The organism is Streptomyces hazeniae, assembly GCF_031845485.1.
Taxonomy (GTDB): Bacteria; Actinomycetota; Actinomycetes; order Streptomycetales; family Streptomycetaceae; genus Streptomyces; species Streptomyces hazeniae.
Map to the genome: position 1 here is coordinate 59,774 of NZ_JAVREQ010000012.1, position 17,395 is coordinate 77,168.

At 74.5% G+C, this 17,395-nt stretch carries 15 protein-coding genes and 1 tRNA gene; 4 read left to right on the forward strand and 12 right to left on the reverse strand.

Features of this window, described 5'->3' with window-relative positions; translation table 11 throughout:
• Positions 1–31: 31 nt before the first annotated feature.
• The gene (locus tag RM572_RS14880) at positions 32–916 is read right to left on the reverse strand and encodes a GGDEF domain-containing protein (protein WP_311673818.1); all 885 of its coding nucleotides are present in this window, start codon (positions 914–916) and stop codon (positions 32–34) included.
• 225 nt (positions 917–1,141) lie between these two features.
• On the opposite strand from RM572_RS14880, the gene RM572_RS14885 reads away from it, so the two are divergent.
• Positions 1,142–1,654 carry a helix-turn-helix transcriptional regulator gene (locus RM572_RS14885; RefSeq protein WP_311673820.1) on the forward strand — a complete coding sequence of 171 codons (513 nt, stop codon included), beginning with the start codon at positions 1,142–1,144 and terminating at the stop codon, positions 1,652–1,654.
• On the opposite strand, the gene RM572_RS14890 is transcribed toward RM572_RS14885, so the two are convergent.
• Genes RM572_RS14890 through RM572_RS14900 form a run of 3 tightly spaced genes read right to left on the reverse strand, consistent with a single transcriptional unit; the run spans position 1,626 to position 4,784 of the window.
• Positions 1,626–3,068 (reverse strand): NAD(P)/FAD-dependent oxidoreductase, encoded by a 1,443-nt coding sequence (locus tag RM572_RS14890; RefSeq protein ID WP_311673821.1) that lies wholly within the window; start codon positions 3,066–3,068, stop codon positions 1,626–1,628. The genes RM572_RS14885 and RM572_RS14890 overlap by 29 nt on opposite strands.
• Positions 3,065–4,252 (reverse strand): MAB_1171c family putative transporter, encoded by a 1,188-nt coding sequence (locus tag RM572_RS14895; RefSeq protein ID WP_311673822.1) that lies wholly within the window; start codon positions 4,250–4,252, stop codon positions 3,065–3,067. Before RM572_RS14895 ends, RM572_RS14890 begins: the two co-directional genes overlap by 4 nt.
• Before the next feature lie 4 nt (positions 4,253–4,256).
• Positions 4,257–4,784: a toxin-antitoxin system, toxin component gene (locus RM572_RS14900; RefSeq protein WP_311673918.1), complete on the reverse strand. Its 528-nt coding sequence runs from the start codon at positions 4,782–4,784 to the stop codon at positions 4,257–4,259.
• A gap of 223 nt (positions 4,785–5,007) precedes the next feature.
• On the opposite strand from RM572_RS14900, the gene RM572_RS14905 reads away from it, so the two are divergent.
• Complete coding sequence (locus RM572_RS14905; RefSeq protein WP_311673823.1) at positions 5,008–5,553, forward strand: MOSC domain-containing protein; 546 nt, start codon at positions 5,008–5,010, stop codon at positions 5,551–5,553.
• Between the two features lie 191 nt (positions 5,554–5,744).
• Positions 5,745–8,102, forward strand: a complete 2,358-nt coding sequence (locus RM572_RS14910; RefSeq protein ID WP_311673825.1) for an excinuclease ABC subunit UvrA — start codon at positions 5,745–5,747, stop codon at positions 8,100–8,102.
• A gap of 103 nt (positions 8,103–8,205) precedes the next feature.
• Here RM572_RS14910 and RM572_RS14915 read toward each other — a convergent pair.
• Positions 8,206–8,280: transfer RNA gene (locus RM572_RS14915), tRNA-Trp, on the reverse strand.
• Between the two features lie 174 nt (positions 8,281–8,454).
• On the opposite strand from RM572_RS14915, the gene RM572_RS14920 reads away from it, so the two are divergent.
• Complete coding sequence (locus RM572_RS14920; RefSeq protein WP_311673826.1) at positions 8,455–9,423, forward strand: NADPH:quinone oxidoreductase family protein; 969 nt, start codon at positions 8,455–8,457, stop codon at positions 9,421–9,423.
• A 103-nt stretch (positions 9,424–9,526) separates the two neighbouring features.
• Here RM572_RS14920 and RM572_RS14925 read toward each other — a convergent pair whose 3' ends face one another.
• The 7 genes from RM572_RS14925 to RM572_RS14955 are packed head-to-tail and all read right to left on the reverse strand — an operon-like array spanning position 9,527 to position 17,336.
• Positions 9,527–10,240, reverse strand: coding sequence for an SRPBCC family protein (locus RM572_RS14925; RefSeq protein ID WP_311673827.1), 714 nt, complete (start codon positions 10,238–10,240; stop codon positions 9,527–9,529).
• 7 nt (positions 10,241–10,247) lie between these two features.
• On the reverse strand, positions 10,248–11,351 hold the full coding sequence (locus tag RM572_RS14930; RefSeq protein WP_311673828.1) for an XdhC/CoxI family protein: 1,104 nt from the start codon (positions 11,349–11,351) through the stop codon (positions 10,248–10,250).
• Entirely contained in the window at positions 11,344–12,528 is a 1,185-nt protein-coding gene (locus tag RM572_RS14935) for a vWA domain-containing protein (RefSeq protein ID WP_311673829.1), read from the reverse strand. The genes RM572_RS14930 and RM572_RS14935 overlap by 8 nt, the downstream gene beginning before the upstream one ends.
• On the reverse strand, positions 12,525–13,499 hold the full coding sequence (locus tag RM572_RS14940) for an AAA family ATPase (RefSeq protein ID WP_311673830.1): 975 nt from the start codon (positions 13,497–13,499) through the stop codon (positions 12,525–12,527). The genes RM572_RS14935 and RM572_RS14940 overlap by 4 nt, the downstream gene beginning before the upstream one ends.
• The gene (locus tag RM572_RS14945; protein WP_311673831.1) at positions 13,496–14,353 is read right to left on the reverse strand and encodes an FAD binding domain-containing protein; all 858 of its coding nucleotides are present in this window, start codon (positions 14,351–14,353) and stop codon (positions 13,496–13,498) included. Before RM572_RS14945 ends, RM572_RS14940 begins: the two co-directional genes overlap by 4 nt.
• Positions 14,350–16,764, reverse strand: coding sequence for a xanthine dehydrogenase family protein molybdopterin-binding subunit (locus tag RM572_RS14950; RefSeq protein WP_311673832.1), 2,415 nt, complete (start codon positions 16,762–16,764; stop codon positions 14,350–14,352). The genes RM572_RS14945 and RM572_RS14950 overlap by 4 nt, the downstream gene beginning before the upstream one ends.
• Positions 16,761–17,336 (reverse strand): (2Fe-2S)-binding protein, encoded by a 576-nt coding sequence (locus RM572_RS14955; RefSeq protein WP_311673833.1) that lies wholly within the window; start codon positions 17,334–17,336, stop codon positions 16,761–16,763. The genes RM572_RS14950 and RM572_RS14955 overlap by 4 nt, the downstream gene beginning before the upstream one ends.
• Positions 17,337–17,395: the final 59 nt, after the last annotated feature.

Here is a 17,395-nt window from a genome sequence, read left to right on the forward strand (position 1 = left end):
CGTGGAATCCGCGGACCCCACAGAGGTTACTTCACGGTAACCCGACGCGTGGCGACGGCGGCCGCCCCAGCGCCTCGGTGAGCACCCGGTGCAGGTGCTCCGCCGCAGCGGAGCTGAGCACGAGTTCGTCGGGTCCGCCGCGGGCGTCCTGCCCGAACGAGGCGAGGGGTATCCGCACCTCGTCGGCACCGGGACCGCCCCCCGGAACGACCGCCCCGCCGCCGCGCACGGGGCGCGCCGGCCGCCGGACGCGGGAGCGCCGGGGCCGCGGCAGCGACGGCCCGGCCGCCTCCCCCGGGGCGCCGTCCGCGCCGCAGACGAGGTCGCCGCCGGCCCGCTTCGCGGCCCGCAGGCCGACGTCGGCGTCCAGCAGCAGGTCGCAGACCGCGTCGGTGCCGGTGCGCACCGGTGCACCGGCGGCCGTCTGCTCTGCGGCGATGCCCATGGAGACGGTCTGCCCGTCGATGGTGACGGTCGCGCTGCGGCTGGCGCGCGCCGGGATCACCAGCGCCCGGACGGCTGCCTGCGTACGACGGGCCGTGACGGCCGCCTGGGCGGCCGTGGCGCCGGGCAGCAGGATCAGGAACTCGTCGCCCGCGTGACCGCCGTAGCGGCCGACGATGCCGCCCTCGACGTCCGCGAGGACGCCGGCGACGGCGCGCAGCACGGCGTCACCGGCGAGGTGGCCGTGCGTGTCGTTCACGCTCTTGAAGGAGTCGAGGTCGACGAGGATCAGCGCGACCGGCAGGCCGTCGCTCCGCGCGGCTGCGACGGCCTCCGTCGCGCGCCGGTCCCACTCGTGCCGGTCGAGTACCCCGGTGAGCCCGTCGACGAGGGGTTTGCGGCACGTCTCGCAGTACGCGTCGGCGGGGGACGGCGCCGGGTGTTCCTCGGCCGCCCGGTGAGCGGTGGTCATCGATGGCCTCTCCCGACGTGAGGGAAGCGCGGGTCTGCTGCGCGTCGCCCCGTGAACGGCAACAACTTCCGTCTGGTGCATCAACCCGTCCCACTCAACCCGTAGTTGAGCAGTCGCACTGTGTGAGTCTAGACTTGTGACGACCGCTCATGTCAACCACTGGTTGAAAATGACGACGTGAGATCGTCGGGAGATCGAGCGGTGCGTCGTGGAGGTGAGGGAGCGGTGCCCGAGCAGGAGGGGCGACCGACGCTGGCCGAGCACCTGGACCGGCTGTTCGAGGACATCCGACCGCACGGCGCCGGGGGCCGCCGTTACACCAACGAGGAGGTCGCCACGGCGATCCGCGGGGCCAACCCGGGCATCCGGGTGGGCGGCGCCTACCTGTCGGCGCTCCGCAAGGGCACCAAGCGGAATCCCGCCACCGAACTGCTCGCCGCGCTGGCACGGTTCTTCGGCGTACCCGTCGCGTACTTCCTCGACGACCCCACGGCCGCGGGCACGGACGCCGAGATCCAGCTCGCCCGGGTGGCGCACAACCTGGGCGTGCGCCACCTCGCGCTGCGCGCGCTGGAATTGTCGCCCGAGGGCCTGGCCGCCGTGACCCGGATCGTCGAGAACGTGCTGGAGGGGGAGCCCCAACCGGCCGACGGCCCGGCGGCGCCCGGAGCGGAGCCGCCGCCGCTCCCGGAGCAGCCGCCGCACCAGGTCAGGCGGCGGACCGGGGACCCGGCGTGAGCCGCGCGGCGGCCCGCTCCCGTGCGGTCAGCGGAGGCCCCGGCGGGGCGGGCGCACGCGGGCCGCGCAGCGCTGCCGCCAGCACCCGCGGCCGCAGCAGGCTGGCGGGCGGCTTCTCCAGCGTCATCACGTCGTTGACGGCCCGGGCCGTCTCGCCGGAACCGGTGGCGGTGTACATCAGGCGGTCGACGAAGCGGGCGGCGAGCCGTTCCCGGACCGTGGGACGCCGCCCGGTGGCGCCCGGGTAGAAGACGTCCTGGCCGACGGCCAGGTCCCAGGCTGCGGAGGCGTGCCGGGCGACGGCCCGCTGGGCCCGCCGCGCCGTACCGGGGGCGTGCAGGCCCCACGCGGAGACCGTGTCGCCGAGCGCGGCCGCGCTCTGCGCGGCGACCGCCATGCCGTGCCCGTAGACGGGGTTGTACGCGGCCACCGCGTCGCCGACGACCACGAACCCCTCGGGCCACCCGGACAGCCGCTCGAAGTACCGGCGGCGGTTGGCGGTGGTGCGGGTGACGACCACGCCGGTGAGCGGTTCCGCACCGGCGATCAGGTCTCCCACGACGGGGTGGCGCAGGGAGCGGGCGAAGTCCACGAAGGCGTCCGGGTCGGCCGTCGGCTCGCCGCCGCGGGTCCCGGAGAGCGTCACCAGCCAGCGCCCGCCCTCCACCGGTTCCAGAACGGCACCCCGCCCGGGGACGCCGGAGCGCGGGTCGGCCTGGACGAAGACGACGGGGAAGGGTTCGGTGCCCTCGGGCGCCCGGTAGCAGCGGGTGGCGTACACCAGGCCGGTGTCCAGCCGGGTCTCCCGCGGGACCGCGGCCCCCAGCCCGGCGAGCCAGGCGGGGGCGCGCGACCCGCGCCCGCAGGCGTCCACCACGAGGTCGGCGCCGAGGCTGCGTTCGCCGCCGGCGGTGCGCACCCGCAGCCCGGTGAGGTGGCGTGCGTCCCCGGTGGGGCCGAGCGCCTCCGCGCCGTCGAGCACGGTCACGTGCGGGTGCTGCCGGGCCAGTTCACGGCGCACCACCTGGTCGAGCAGGTCGCGGCTGCACAGCAGGATGCGGTGGGTCTGCGGCCAGCGGGGGAACCAGCCCTGCGGCGACTGCACGAGCATGTCGGTGGGCATCGCCAGGCGCCGTGCCCCGCGCTCCTCCAGACGCTCCGTCACGCCGGGGAGCAGCCGCTCCATCGCCTGCACGCCGCCCGGCATGAACAGGTGCACGTGTGCGGCCTGCGGCAGTCCCCGGCGGGGCTGCGGATGCCGGGGCAGGGTGTCGCGTTCCACGACGGTGATCTCGTCGGCCCGTCCGGCGAGGGCGGCGGCGGCGAGCATGCCGGCGAGGCTGCCGCCCACGACGACGGCCCTGCCGGGGCCGGTTCTGTCTCCGGGGGGTCCGGGGGCCGGGGTCTCGTTCATGAGGCGGCGACGCTTCCTTGCCGGTCCGCGCGATGACGGAGATCTGCAACGACGGGGTGGCGCAGCGCCCCGGACACCTCGACGAGGTCGAACGGGCGCTGGGGCGCGAAGGGCTGGGGCCTTCCGCCCTGCGCGGCCGCGGGGAACGGCGGCGGGCGGCCGGTCTTGGCCTGGACGGCGACCACCGTGACGGCGGCGTCGGCGATGGTGTCGGCCTCCTGCGGCGTCGCCCCGTACCGCAGGGCGGTCGCGTGCGCGCGGCGCCGGAGGTCCGCGTCGAAGTACGGGGTGAGCAGCAGCAGTCCGTCGTGGATGTCGGCGCGGCGCTGGGTCAGCAGCAGTTCGGGCGGGGACCAGCGGGGCATGCGGACCACTCCCGTGCCGGGCACGGCGTCGCGCAGCTCCCGCCACAGCGGCTCCAGCCGCCGGTAGGTGCGGTGCGCCCGCCACCGTGCGGAGGCCCGCTGGCCGGTCATCGGCAGCAGGAAGCCCATTCCGATGACCACGCCGGACAGCGAGGCCACGGGCGGCGCGACGTCGGTGCTCAGCCAGTCCCAGTCGCGGCCGGTCCAGCGGGCGAGGACGGCGGCGAACTTGACGGAGTCGTAGACGATGTTCAGCAGGTAGCCGAGGACCATCAGGACGACGCCGGCGCGCAGCCAGCCGTGGATGTGCCGCACCCAGCGCCAGCACAGCACGGTGGTGGCGACGACGGCGACGCTGTGCGCGGTGAGGTACAGCACGATCATCTCGCGCATGAAGGGCGTGCGCGCGTAGTAGGTGTCGAGGTCGCGGAGCCGTTCGACGGGGGCCTCCGCGAGTGCGAAGAGCACCACCAGGGCCACGACGACCGCACTGTAGACGCCGAGGCACCAGCGCGTCGCGCGGCGGACGGCCCGCGGGTCCCCGCCGCGCCAGTTGACGACGAGGATCAGGCAGCTCGCGCAGAACGCGGTGAGCACCGAGTACACCAGCGGGGCGGAGAAGTTGGGGACGCCGGTGACGTCGTTGACGGCGGCGATGGTCGGCGGTGCGGCGAGGCAGAACACGGCGGCGGCGATGAGCAGCAGGCCGCCGACGGAGAGCATCAGCGGATCGCGCCGGTCGCGGACGAGTCCGGGCAGCCGGCAGAGGAACGCGACGGCGGCGACGGCGGCCGGGACGTAGTACGCGAGGGCGTGCACGCCGTCAGTCCAGCCGGGCGCGGTAGCCCAGCGAGGTGCCGATGCGGCCGCCGGGTCCGTCGCCACGCTGCCCCCGGCCCTGGAGCACGGCGCGGCAGCGGGTGCTCAGCAGCAGTCCGAACGCTTCGGCCTCCCGCTCCTCCGGCTCGCCGAGGTGGGTGCGGGCGGCGACCCGGGCCACCGTCTGCCGCAGGTCGACCTCGTCGGCGAGCAGCCTCGCGGCGACCGCCGCCCCGTCCAGCCGGTGCCCGGCGTGACCCCGCACCATGTGGCCGAACTCATGCGCGAGGATGAGGAGTTGATGGTCGGGATCGGTGCGTTCCTCGACCACGACGAGGTCCCGGTCGTCCGTCGCCAGCCACAGCCCGCTGGCGGTGCCGGCGGGGAAGGGCACCAGCCGGTACTGCACCGGCCGGCCGCGCTGGGCGGTCATCCCGGCGCACAGGGCGCCGAACAGGTCCGCCGGCGTGACGGGGTCGGGCAGCCGGTCGATTCCCGACAGGCGGAGCACCGTGCCGCACTGCCGCCGCATCTCCCTGTCGATGCTCACGTCTCTTCCCCACCCCCGGGCCGTTCGCAAGGCGACATGATATCCGACTGTAGCAATCCCATGACACCGCGTTAACCGTGCGCCAGGGGTGCTCTGTTCTCCCGCGTGCGTCCCGGAGCGCGCCGTCTCCGGGACGCCCCGGCGCGCGGGACTAGGATCGGAGGCGGTCATGTGCCTCGAGGCACCGCGATGCGAGGGGGTCCGGATGACGGGCGGAACGGTCAGGGCGGTCAGCAGCAACCCGGAGTACGCGTTCACCAAACCGAACCGGGCGAGCGTCACACTCCTGGCCGGGCTCGGCGTGGAGGGCGACGTGCACGCCGGGGAGACCGTGAAGCACCGCTCCCGGGTGGCGAAGGACCCCACGCAGCCGAACCTGCGGCAGGTCCACCTCATCCACGAGGAGCTCTTCGCCGAGGTGGCCGCCGAGGGCTTCGCGGTGCGCCCCGGCGATCTCGGGGAGAACATCACGACGGCGGGCGTCGACCTGCTCGCCCTCCCGACCGGCACGCTGCTGCGACTGGGCGCGGACGCCGTCGTGGAGGTGACCGGGCTGCGCAACCCGTGCGTCCAGATCGACGGCTTCCAGGACGGCCTGCTCAAGCGCATGGTCCACCGGGACGAGGACGGCGGTCTGGTGCGCAAGTCCGGGATCATGGGCGTGGTCCGGGCCGGCGGCGTGGTGCGCCCCGGCGACCCGATCGCCGTCGAGCTCCCCGCCGCACCGCACCGGCCGCTCGAGAAGGTCTGAGCCGACGGCTGTCCGCACCGGCCGGACGGCTGCGGCGGCGGATGGAGCGCCCCGCGGGCGGTGAAACCGCACGTCAGGGGGGTTGTCAGTGGCGGTCGGTAGGTTGGGCGACGCTGCGGGGTTCGGGCCGGGACGCGCCGCGCCGGTCCGCCGCAGCACCGCTCAGCCGCCACCGTCAGGGGGATCCGCCCATGCCGTCCGCACCCGCCGAGCCCGGACTGCCCGTACCGTCCGAAGATCCCGAAGCCTCCGGGCCCGCCCCGCGGTCCGGGGCGTCGGTCCCCGTCCATCCCGCGGACGGGCACGGGTTCATCCGGGTACGCGGAGCGCGGGAGAACAACCTGCGGGACGTGTCGCTGGACCTGCCCAAGCGCCGGCTCACCGTGTTCACCGGCGTCTCCGGGTCCGGGAAGTCGTCGCTGGTGTTCGGGACCATCGCCGCCGAGTCGCAGCGGCTGATCAACGAGACGTACACCGCGTTCATCCAGTCCTTCATGCCCAGCCTGGGCCGTCCGGACGTGGACGGCCTGCACAACCTCAGCGCGGCGATCGTGGTGGACCAGGAGCGGATGGGTGCCAACTCCCGCTCCACGGTGGGCACCGCGACCGACGCGTACACCATGCTGCGGATCGTCTTCAGCCGCCTCGGCACCCCCTACGTCGGCCCGTCCACCGCCTTCAGCTTCAACACCCCCGACGGGATGTGCCCGGACTGCGAGGGCGTCGGCGAGGTCTCCGACATCGACCTGGACGAGCTGCTGGACCGGAGCCTGTCGCTGAACGAGGGCGCGGTGAGGGCTCCCGGCTTCTCGGTCGGCTCGTGGTACTGGCAGGTGCTGGCGGAGTCCGGCCTGTACGACCCGGACACCCGGCTCGAGGACTTCACCGAGACCGAGTGGGAGGACTTCCTGCACAAGCCGGCCACCAAGCTGAAGATCGGGTCTCACAACATCACCTACGAGGGCCTGCTGACGAAGGTGCAGCGGGTCTACCTCAGCAAGGACCGGGACTCGATGCAGTCCCACCTCCGCGCCTTCGTCGACCGTGCCGTGAAGTTCACGGCCTGCCGCGCCTGCGGCGGTACCCGGCTGAACGCGGCCGCGCTCTCGTCCCGGATCGGCGGGGTGAACATCGCGGCGTGCTCGGCGATGCAGATCAGCGACCTCACCGCGTTCCTGCGCGGCGTCGACGGGCCGTCGGTGGCGCCGATGCTGGCGAGTCTGCGGCACCTGCTGGAGTCACTGGTGGAGATCGGCCTCGGCTACCTCAGCCTGGACCGGGCCTCGGCCAGCCTGTCCGGCGGCGAGGCGCAGCGGGTGAAGATGGTGCGCCACCTCGGCTCCAGCATCACCGACGTCACCTACGTCTTCGACGAACCGACCATCGGCCTGCACCCGCACGACATCCAGCGGATGAACGGCCTGCTGCTGCGGCTGCGCGACAAGGGAAACACCGTGCTGGTGGTGGAGCACAAGCCGGAGGTCGTCGCCATAGCGGACCACGTCGTCGATCTCGGCCCGGGCGCGGGCAGCGAGGGCGGCCGGATCTGCTACACGGGCGAAGTGGCGGGGCTGCGCCGGTCCGGCACCCTGACGGGCGAGCACCTCGGACACCGGGTGCGGCTGCGTGAGGAGGTGCGCAAGCCGACCGGGCAGCTGTCGATCGAGGGCGCCTCGCTGCACAACCTGAAGAACGTGAGCGTGGACGTCCCGCTGGGTGTGCTGACCGTCGTGACCGGAGTGGCCGGGTCGGGCAAGAGTTCGCTGATCCACGGCTCGCTGCCCGGGCGGGACGGCGTGGTCGTGGCCGACCAGTCGGCGATCCGCGGCTCCCGGCGCAGCAACCCGGCGACCTACACCGGGCTGCTCAACCACATCCGCACCGCCTTCGGGAAGGCGAACGGCGTCAAACCCGCGCTGTTCAGCGCCAATTCGGAGGGCGCCTGCCCGAAGTGCAACGGCATCGGGCTGGTCTACACCGACCTGGCGATGATGGCGGGTGTGGCCTCGGTGTGCGAGCAGTGCGAGGGAAGGCGCTTCACCCCGGAGGTGCTGGGCTACACGCTGCGCGGCCGCAACATCAGCGAGGTGCTGGGCATGTCGGTCGCCGAGGCGCACGACTTCTTCCCCTCCGGGCAGGCGCACACCGTCCTGGGCCGGCTGATGGACGTGGGTCTGGGCTACCTGCACCTGGGCCAGCCGCTGACGACGCTGTCCGGCGGCGAGCGGCAGCGGGTCAAGCTCGCCATCCACATGGCGTCCAGGGCGGCGACGTACGTGCTGGACGAGCCGACGACCGGGCTGCACCTGGCCGACGTGGACCAGCTGCTGGCGTTGCTGGACCGGCTGGTCGACGCGGGGAACACGGTGGTCGTCATCGAACACCACCAGGCGGTGATGGCGCACGCGGACTGGCTCATCGACCTGGGGCCGGGCGGCGGCCACGACGGCGGCGAGGTCGTCTTCACCGGCACCCCGGCGGAGCTGGTCGCCCACGGCGACACCCTCACGGCCCGTCACCTGCGCAGCTACGTGGGCGCCGACGCCTGACGGGCGAGCCGCAACGGACGGCGCGGAAGCGGCGGACCGGAAGCAGGCGGACCGGAAGCGGGCGGACCGGAAGCAGGCGGGCCGGAAGCAGGCGGGCCGGAAGCAGGGGCGGCAGGATTCGAACCTGCGGCTCGCGGGTTTGGAGTCCGCTGCTCTGACCTGGCTGAGCTACACCCCTCGGTGCGGACACCTTCGCATCCGGGACGGGGGCCGTTCCACGGATTTTCCGGCGGACCCGGCGCCGGGCAAGAGGGCGAGGAATGGTTGGTGCGGCCACGGACCTCGGGCTAGGGTCCGGGAAAGACCGGCCCCGGACCGGCCCGCCGACCGGAGTGACGAGAGGAACGCCCAGATGCGCGCAGTGCAGGTGACCGCCCTGACCGGCCCGGACGACGTGGGCGTCGCGGACGTCGAGGACCCGGGTGCAGGCGCGGGCCGGGTCGTCATCGACGTGCACGCCGCCGGAGTGACCTTCCCCGACGTGCTGCTGACCCGGGGTCAGTACCAGATCAAGCCGGACCTGCCGTTCGTGCCCGGGTCGGAGATCGCCGGGACGGTGCGCAGCGCACCCGAGGGGTCCGGCTTCTCGCCCGGGGACCGGGTGGCGGCGTTCCCCGCCTTCGGCGGCTTCGCCGAACGGGCCGCCGTGGACCCGGCGATGGTCTTCCCCCTGCCGGACGGCATGTCGTACGCGGCGGGGGCGGGGCTGCCGATGAACTACCTGACCGTGCACTTCGGCCTGGTGCGGCGCGGACGGCTGCGGGCCGGCGAGACGGTGCTCGTGCAGGGGGCGGCGGGCGGCGTCGGCACGGCCGCGGTGCAGTTGGCGCGGGCGCTGGGCGCACGGGTGATCGCGGTGGTGTCCTCCGACGCGAAGGCGGAGACCTCCCGCCGGGCCGGGGCGCACGAGACGGTGCCGGCCGAGGGGTTCCGTTCGGCGGTGGCGGCGCTCACGGACGGCCGTGGCGTGGACGTGGTGGTCGACCCGGTGGGCGGCGACCGGTTCACGGATTCGCTGCGCAGCCTGGCGCCCGAGGGGCGGATGCTGGTCATCGGCTTCACCGGCGGCGAGATCCCGACGGTGAAGGTCAACCGGCTGCTGCTGAACAACATCGAGGTCGTGGGGGTCGGTTGGGGCGCCTTCTGGCTGCCGCGCCCGGCGTACCTGCGCGAGCAGTGGGACGACCTGATGCCGCATCTGGAGGCGGGCCGCCTCGACCCGCTGCTCGGTGCGACGTACCCGCTGGACGGCGCCGCCGAGGCCCTCCGGGAGCTGGACGAACGCCGCGCCCGGGGCAAGGTGGTCCTCACCGTCCGCTGAGGCGCAGCCGGGCCGCTGCGCCTCCGGTCGGTCCGGCGGCGGCCCGTACGCGAAGTCCACCCCGTGCTCGGTCCGGCGGGCGGCCCTCCGGCAGGGGTGACGTTCAGCGGCGGGCGCGGGCCAGGCGGTGCGGCTTGCGCCGCCGGCGCAGGCAGGACAGCAGGGCGGCGAGCCCGGCCATGCCGGCGAGGGCCGCTGCGGCCCGTTTGGCGACGGGCATCCCCGCCAGGCGCAGCAGGTCGAGCGGCTCCTCGTCGCCCGGCGCCCCGGCGACCGCGGCCGGAGCCCCGCCGTTCGGGTGCGGCTCCCCCGCGGCCGGTACGGTCGTGCCGTGCGCCGCCGTCTCCTCCTCGGAGGGCCGCGTTCCGGCGACCTCGGCGGCCAGGCAGTCCGCGAACCGCCCGATGAGCCGGTCCCCGACCTCGGCCATGACGCCGCGCCCGAACTGCGCGGGCCGCCCGGTCACCGTCAGGTCGGTCGTCACGGTCACCGTGGTGACGGCGTCGTCGCCCTCGCCCTCCTGGAGGAGGGAGCCGGTCACGGTGGCGCGCACGGTGCCCTGCCCGCGTGCCTCCTTGCCGTCGGCGGCCAGCACGATCCGGCGCCGGGCCTCGTCGCGTTCCCGGAAGGCGGCCGTCCCCCGGTAGGTGACCGACATGGGGCCGACCTTGACCTTGACCATGCCGTCGATCGTCTCGCCGTCGAAGCTGTTCACCGTGGCGCCGGGCATGCAGGGCGCGACCCGCTCGATGTCGAGCAGCACGCGCCACGCCTCGTCGGCCGGCACCGGAACGGTGAACTCGTGGCGCAGTTCCATCGTGTCCTCAGCTCCTCGTCTCGTGGATGGCGCCGCCGGTCTCGGTCAACGGCACGCCGCTGCCGGCCCAGCGCAGGGCGACGATCTCGGCCGCCACCGAGACGGCGACCTCCTCGGGGGTGCGGGCGCCCAGGTCGAGGCCGATGGGCGAGCGCAGCCGTCCCAGTGCGTCCGGCCCGAGCCCGGCGTCACGGAGCCGGGCGGTCCGGTCGTCGTGGGTGCGGCGGCTGCCCATGGCGCCGATGTAGGCGGCGGGCGCGCGCAGCGCGACGTCCAGCAGCGGCACGTCGAACTTCGGGTCGTGCGTGAGGACGCAGACGACCGTACGGGCGTCGGTCTCGGTCCGCTCCAGGTAGCGGTGCGGCCACTCGACGACGACTTCCACGCCCTCGGGGAAGCGCCGGGGGGTGGCGAACACCGGTCGCGCGTCGCACACGGTGACCCGGTAGCCGAGGAAGACGCCGATGCGGGCGACGGCGGAGGCGAAGTCGATGGCGCCGAAGACCAGCATCCGCGGCGGCGGGGCGAAGGAGTGCAGGAAGACCGCGACGTCGTCGCGGCGGCGCTCGCCTTCCGTGCCGTAGTGGCGGCGGCCGGTGGCGCCCTGGGCGAGTTCGCCGCGGGCGTCGTCGGTGACGGCGGCGTCGAGCCCTTCGGCCCCGAGCGTCCCCGCGGTCCGGTCGGGCCAGACCGCGAGGGCCGCGCCGCGCGGGGCGGGCCCGTCCAGGGTGGTGGCGACGGCGACCGGTTCGTGTGCGGCGACGGACGCGGCGACGTCACCGAGCGCGGGGTCGTCGGCGGCGGAGACGCGGCGCACCAGCAGCGTGATCTCACCGCCGCAGGTGAGGCCGACGGCGAACGCGTCGTCGTCGCTGTAGCCGAAGGTCTCCAGGCGGGCCTCGCCGGTCTCGACGACGTCCTTGGCGAGTTCGAAGACGGCGCCCTCGACGCAGCCGCCGGAGACGGAGCCGACCACCTCGTCGTCGGGGCCCACGGCCATGGCGGCTCCGGGCCCGCGAGGTGCGCTGCGGCTGACGTCCACGACGGTGGCCAGCCCGAACACCTCGCCGGCGGCGTACCAGCGGTGGAGGGCGGGAAGGATCTCACGCATCGACGGCTCCCCTCACGACGGCCGCGAGGTGTTCCAGAGCGGCCAGGCTGTGCCCTTCGACGAAGGCGTCGACGTGGGGCAGGGCGGCGGCCATCCCGGCGGCCAGGGGTGCGTAACCGGGCCTGGCCTTGCGGGGGTTGGCCCACACCACCCGGTGCGCGAGCCGGTGCAGGCGGCGCATCTGTGCGGCGAGCAGCGCGGGGTCGTCACGTTCCCAGCCGTCGGAGAGCAGCACGACGACGGCGCCGCGTGCCGTGCCGCGCTGACCCCAGCGGTCGAGGAAGCCGCGGAGCATCCGGCCGAGCCGGGTCCCGCCGCTCCAGTCGGGCACGGCCACTCCCACGGCCGCGAGCGCGGTGTCCGGGTCGCGGTGGCTCATCTCGCGGGTCACCCGGGTGAGGCGGGTGCCGAGGGTGAAGACCTCGGCGCGGGCCCGGCCCCGGGCGGCGCCCCGGGGGCCACGCCGCCCGCCGTGGGCGGCGGCGTGCGCGAAGCGCAGCAACGCGTCGGCGTAGGGCGTCATAGAGCCGCTGACGTCGACGAGGAGGACGACGCGGCGCGGCGTGCGGGTTCGTGCCCGGTGCCGCAGCCGGGCGGGTTCCCCGCCGGCGCGCAGCAGCTCGCGGACGGTGCGCCCCGGGTCGACGTCGCCGCGCGCGGCCGGGCGGCGGCGGGGCGTGCGGCGCTGGGCGCCGGGGAGGGCGAACGCGGCGAGCAGGCGGCGCAGGGCGGCGCGTTCGGCGGGGTCGAGGGCGGCGACGTCGCGGTGGCGGAGGATTTCGGCGGTGCTGGCCAGGGCCGCTGCGGGCGGGCCGGGCGCGTCGTCGGTCCCGCCGTCGGCGCGGGGTCCGGGGCCGGAGTCGTCCGCGACGCGCAGGCGGGTGGGCGGCGGCGTGCGGCGGACGGGGCCGGGCCGGTCGCCGCGCGGGGCGAAGTAGGCGGCGAAGACCCGGTCGTAGCGTTCGAGGTCGTCCTGCTCTCCGCACAGGGTGAGGCGTCCGGACCAGTAGACGTCGGCGCGGTGCTCCGGCCGGAGGCGGTCCGCGGCGGTGAGGAAGGTCTGCACGCGGTCGGGTCCGGCGTCCACGCCCGCCGCGCGCAGGGCGCGGGCGAAGCCGACCAGCACGGCCGGGGCGTCGGCGGTGAGGGCTGCCGGTTCGCGGTGCACGGCGGTCACGCTCCCCCGGGGGCGGCGAGAACGGCGGTGAGGTCGAGGGTACGCGCCCGGTCGACGTCCTCGCGGTATTTGAGGACCGACCCGAGGGTGGTGACGGCGAGTTCGGCGTCGAGTTCGTCGGCGCCGAGGGCGTCGAGGGCTTCGGCCCAGTCGATGGTCTCGGCGACGCCGGGCGGCTTGAGCAGGTCCTCCCGGCGCAGGGCCTGCACGGCGGCGGTCACCTGGGCGGCGAGGCGTGCGGTGACGCGCGGCAGGCGGCTGCGGACGATGGCCAGCTCGCGGTGGAAGCCGGGGTGGTCGAACCAGTGGTACAGGCAGCGGCGTTTGAGCGCGTCGTGCACCTCGCGGGTGCGGTTGGAGGTGAGGACGACGACGGGCGGGGTCTCTGCGCGCAGCGTGCCGAGTTCGGGGACGGTGACGGCGTAGTCGGAGAGGAGTTCCAGCAGGAAAGCCTCGAACTCGTCGTCGGCACGGTCGACTTCGTCGACGAGCAGCACGGCGGGCCGGGTCTCCAGGGCCCGCAGCAGGGGGCGCGCGATGAGGAACCGGCGGGCGTACAGCTCGTTCTCCAGCCGGTCGGCGTCGGTGGCGCCGACGGCTTCGGCGGCGCGCAGGTGGAGGAGCTGGCGGGGGAAGTCCCAGTCGTAGAGGGCCTGGGAGACGTCGATGCCCTCGTAGCACTGGAGGCGGATCAGTTCGGCGTCCAGGGCGCGGGCGAGGGCGGTGGCGAGGGCCGTCTTGCCGACCCCGGCGTCGCCCTCGCAGAACAGCGGACGGTGCAGGGTGAGCGCGAGGTGGCAGGCGATGGCGAGCCCCTCGTCGACGAGGTACCCGGTCTCCTCCAGCCGCGCCCGCACGCCGTCCGGCCCGCCGGGGATCGACGGTGCCGGGGCGGGGCCGGGCGCTGGGCCGTCCGGCGGATGGGCCGGTTCCCGCACCGCCGGGGGGCCGTCCTCGGGGGGCCGCGTCATTCCACTCCCGCTGCCGCGAGCACCGCACGGCGGGTGAGGACGCGGGCCAGGTGGGCGCGGTACTCGGGGGTGGCGCCCAGGTCGGCGGCGGGGCTGGTGCCCTCCGCGGCCAGGTCCGCGGCGCGGGCGACGGCGTCCGGTGTGGCGTCGGCGCCGGTCAGGGCGGCCTCCGCGGCGGCGGCGCGCAGCGGGGTGGGGCCCATGTTGGTCAGCCCGACCCGGGCCTCGGCGATGTGCCCGTCGTCGCGGCGGACCAGCGCGGCGACCCCGACGACGGCCCAGGCCTGGGCGGATAGGTGGAACTTCTCGTAGTGGAAGCCCCAGCCGTCCGCCTTGGGCACCCGGATCTCGACGAGGAGTTCGTCGGGTGCGAGCGCGGTCTGGAGGTAGTCGTCGAAGAAGTCGCGGGCGGGGAGGGTACGGCGGCCGCGCGGGCCGGCGGCGACGAGTTCGGCGTCCATGGCGAGAGCCACCGAGGGCAGGTCGCCGGCCGGGTCGGCGTGCGCGAGGGAGCCGCCGAGGGTGCCGCGGTGCCGCACCGCCGGGTCGGCGACGGTGGCCGTGGCCTTCGCGAGCAGCGCGGCGTGCCGCCGTACCAGCGGGTCGGTCAGCACGTCGTGATGGGTGGTCATGGCGCCGATGGCGAGGTGGTCGCCTTCGTCGCGGACGCCCCGCAGGCCGGGGACCCGGCACAGGTCGACCATGAGTTCCGGGAAGGCGAGGCGCAGCCGGAGCATCGGCAGCAGGCTCTGGCCGCCCGCGAGGGCCTTGGCGTCCTCGCCGCCCTCGGCCAGGGTGGTGACGGCCTCGTCGAGGGTTTCGGGCCGTGCGTAGTCGAACGCGGCGGGGATCATGCCGTTCCTCCCTCGGTGCCGGACGCCTCCGGGGGGCCGCGGCGGGCTTCCTGGACGGCCCGCCAGACGCGTTCCGGCGTGCAGGGCATGTCGATGCCGGTCACGCCGAGCGGGCGCAGCGCGTCCACGACGGCGTTGACGACGGCGGGGGTGGAGGCGATGGTGCCCGCCTCGCCGACGCCCTTGACTCCCAGCGGGTTGGAGGTCGCCGGGGTCTCGGTGCGGTCGGTGACGAAGTCCGGGAGGTCCGGTGGGGAGGGCACCAGGTAGTCGGCGAGGGTGCCGGAGACGAGGTTGCCGTCGGTGTCGTAGACGGCCTCCTCGTACAGCGCCTGGGCGATGCCCTGGGCGAGTCCGCCGTGCACCTGCCCTTCGACGATCATCGGGTTGATCACCTTGCCGACGTCGTCGACGCATACGTAGGAGCGGATGCGGACGCGTCCGGTCTCGCTGTCGACCTCGGCGGCGCACAGGTGGGTGCCGTGCGGGTAGGAGAAGTTGTCGGGGTCGAGGACGTGTTCGGCGTTGATGGTGGGTTCCATGCCGTCGGGGAGGTCGTGGGAGGAGAACGCCTCGAAGGCGACCTCCTGGATCGTCTTCCGCGCCTCCGGGGAGCCCCGTACGGCGAAGGCGCCGCCGGAGAACTCCAGGTCGTCCTCGTTGGCCTCCAGGAGGTGGGCGGCGACCCGCCGGGCCTTCTCGACGACCTTCCGCGCGGCGTGGTGCACGGCGACGCCGCCGACGACCAGGGAGCGGGAGCCGTAGGTGTCCATGCCCTGGGGGGCGATGCGGGTGTCGCCGTGCGCGACCTCGACGTCCTCGAAGGGCACGCCGAGCACGTCGGCGGCGATCTGGCTCCAGGAGGTGACGTGGCCCTGCCCGTGCGGGCTGGTGCCGGTGACGACCTCGACCTTGCCGGTGGGCAGCATGCGGATGCTCGCCGCCTCCCAGCCGCCGGCCGCGTACCGCAGGTCGCGCAGCACCCGGCTGGGCGCGAGTCCGCACATCTCGGTGTAGGTGGAGACGCCGATGCCCAGGCGCACCGGGTCGTCGCGGTCGTGGCGTTCGCGCTGCTCGTCGCGCAGGCGGCGGTAGTCGAAGAGGCCGAGGGCCTTGTCGGTGGCGGCCTCGTAGTCGCCGCTGTCGTAGGTGAGCCCGGCGATGGTGGTGTAGGGGAACTCCTCGCGGCCGATCCAGTTGCGGCGGCGCAGTTCGACGGGGTCGAGGCCGAGTTCGGCGGCGAGTTCGTCCATGATCCGTTCGATGGCGTACGTCGCCTCGGGGCGGCCGGCGCCGCGGTAGGCGTCGGTGGGGGTCTTGGTGGTGAAGACGCCGGTGCAGTGGAACGCGTAGCTGTCCATCTTGTAGATGGCGGGGTACATGAACGCGCCGAGGATGGGGATGCCGGGGGTGACGAGCATCAGGTAGGCGCCCATGTCGGCGAGCAGGTCGACCTTGAGGCCGAGCAGTTTGCCCTCGGAGGTCGCCGCGATCTCGACGTCCTGGATCTGGTCGCGGCCGTGGTGGGTGGCCTGGTAGCCCTCGGAGCGGGACTCGGTCCACTTCACGGGGCGGCCCAGGCGCCGCGCGACGACCAGTGCCAGCGCCTCCTCCCCGTACACCTGGAGCTTGGAGCCGAACCCGCCGCCGACGTCGGGCGCGACGACGCGCAGCTTCTGCTCGGGGATTCCGGTGACCATGGCCAGCATGACGCGCAGGATGTGCGGCACCTGGGTCGCGGAGTGGACGGTGTACTCCTCCGAGGCGGTCGGGGGCGTGACGACCACGGCCCGCGGCTCCATGGCGTTCGGGATGAGCCGCTGCTGCCGGAAGCGGCGCCGGACGACGACGTCGGCACGGTTGCGGGCGTCGTCGTAGTCGCCGGCGGCCAGCGGCCAGTCGAAGCAGCGGTTGGTGCCCTTTTCGGTGTGGACCAGCGGGGAACCTTCGGCGAGCGCCGCCTCCATGTCCAGGACGGGCGGCAGCGGGGTGTAGTCGACCTCGACGGCCTCCAGCGCGTCGGCCGCCTCGTAGCGGTCGCGCGCGATGACGACGGCGACCGGGTCGCCGACGTGCCGCACCTCGTCCACGGCGAGCGGCGGGTGGTCGGGCAGCACGATGTCCTCGGTGACCGGCCAGGCGCAGGGCAGCGAACCCAGTTCGGCGGCGAGGTCCCGGCCGCTGAACGCGGCCACCACTCCGGGCATGTCCCGGGCGGGGGCGACGTCGATGCGGTCGATGCGGGCGTGCGCCATGGGGCTGCGCAGCAGCGTCATGTGGAGCATGCCGGGGAGGGCGATGTTGTCGGTCCACGTGGTCCGGCCGGTGACCAGGCGGGCGTCCTCGCGACGTACCCGCGCTCGGCCGACCTCGCGTTCCGGCGCCTCGGCGGGGCGTTCCTGCGTGGTCATACCGACGCCTTCTTTCCGCGTGTGTCGCTCTGCGCGGCGGTCGCAGCGGTGCCGGCCGGCGCGACGTCGCGCGAGGCCCCGTCCTCGGGCGCGGGCGGCGCCTTGCGGCGGCGCAGCTCGCCGGCTGCGGCGAGCACGGCGCGGACGATGTTCTGGTAGCCCGTGCAGCGGCACAGGTTGCCCTCGAGGGCCTGCCGGACGTCGTCGGGCGAGGGATCGGGGTTCTCCGCGAGCAGGTCGCGTGCGGCCATGATCATGCCGGGGGTGCAGTATCCGCACTGGAGGGCGTGCTGCTGGTGGAACGCCTCCTGGAGCGGGTGCTGTTCGCCGTCGGACGCCAGGCCCTGGATGGTCGTCACGGTGGACCCGTCGGTCTGCACGGCGAGCACCGAGCAGCTCTTGACGCTCTCGCCGTCGACGTCGACGGTGCAGGCCCCGCAGTTGCCGGTGTCGCAGCCGATGGGGGTGCCGGTCAGGCCGAGGCGGTCGCGCAGGTAGTGCACGAGCAGCAGCCGCGGCTCGACCTCGTCCTCGTACGTGGTGCCGTCCACCTTCACCGAGATGTGGTTCATGTGCCCTCCCTGGGGGACGAGCGAGGCGCGGCGCGACCGAGCGGCGCCCGAATTGTGTG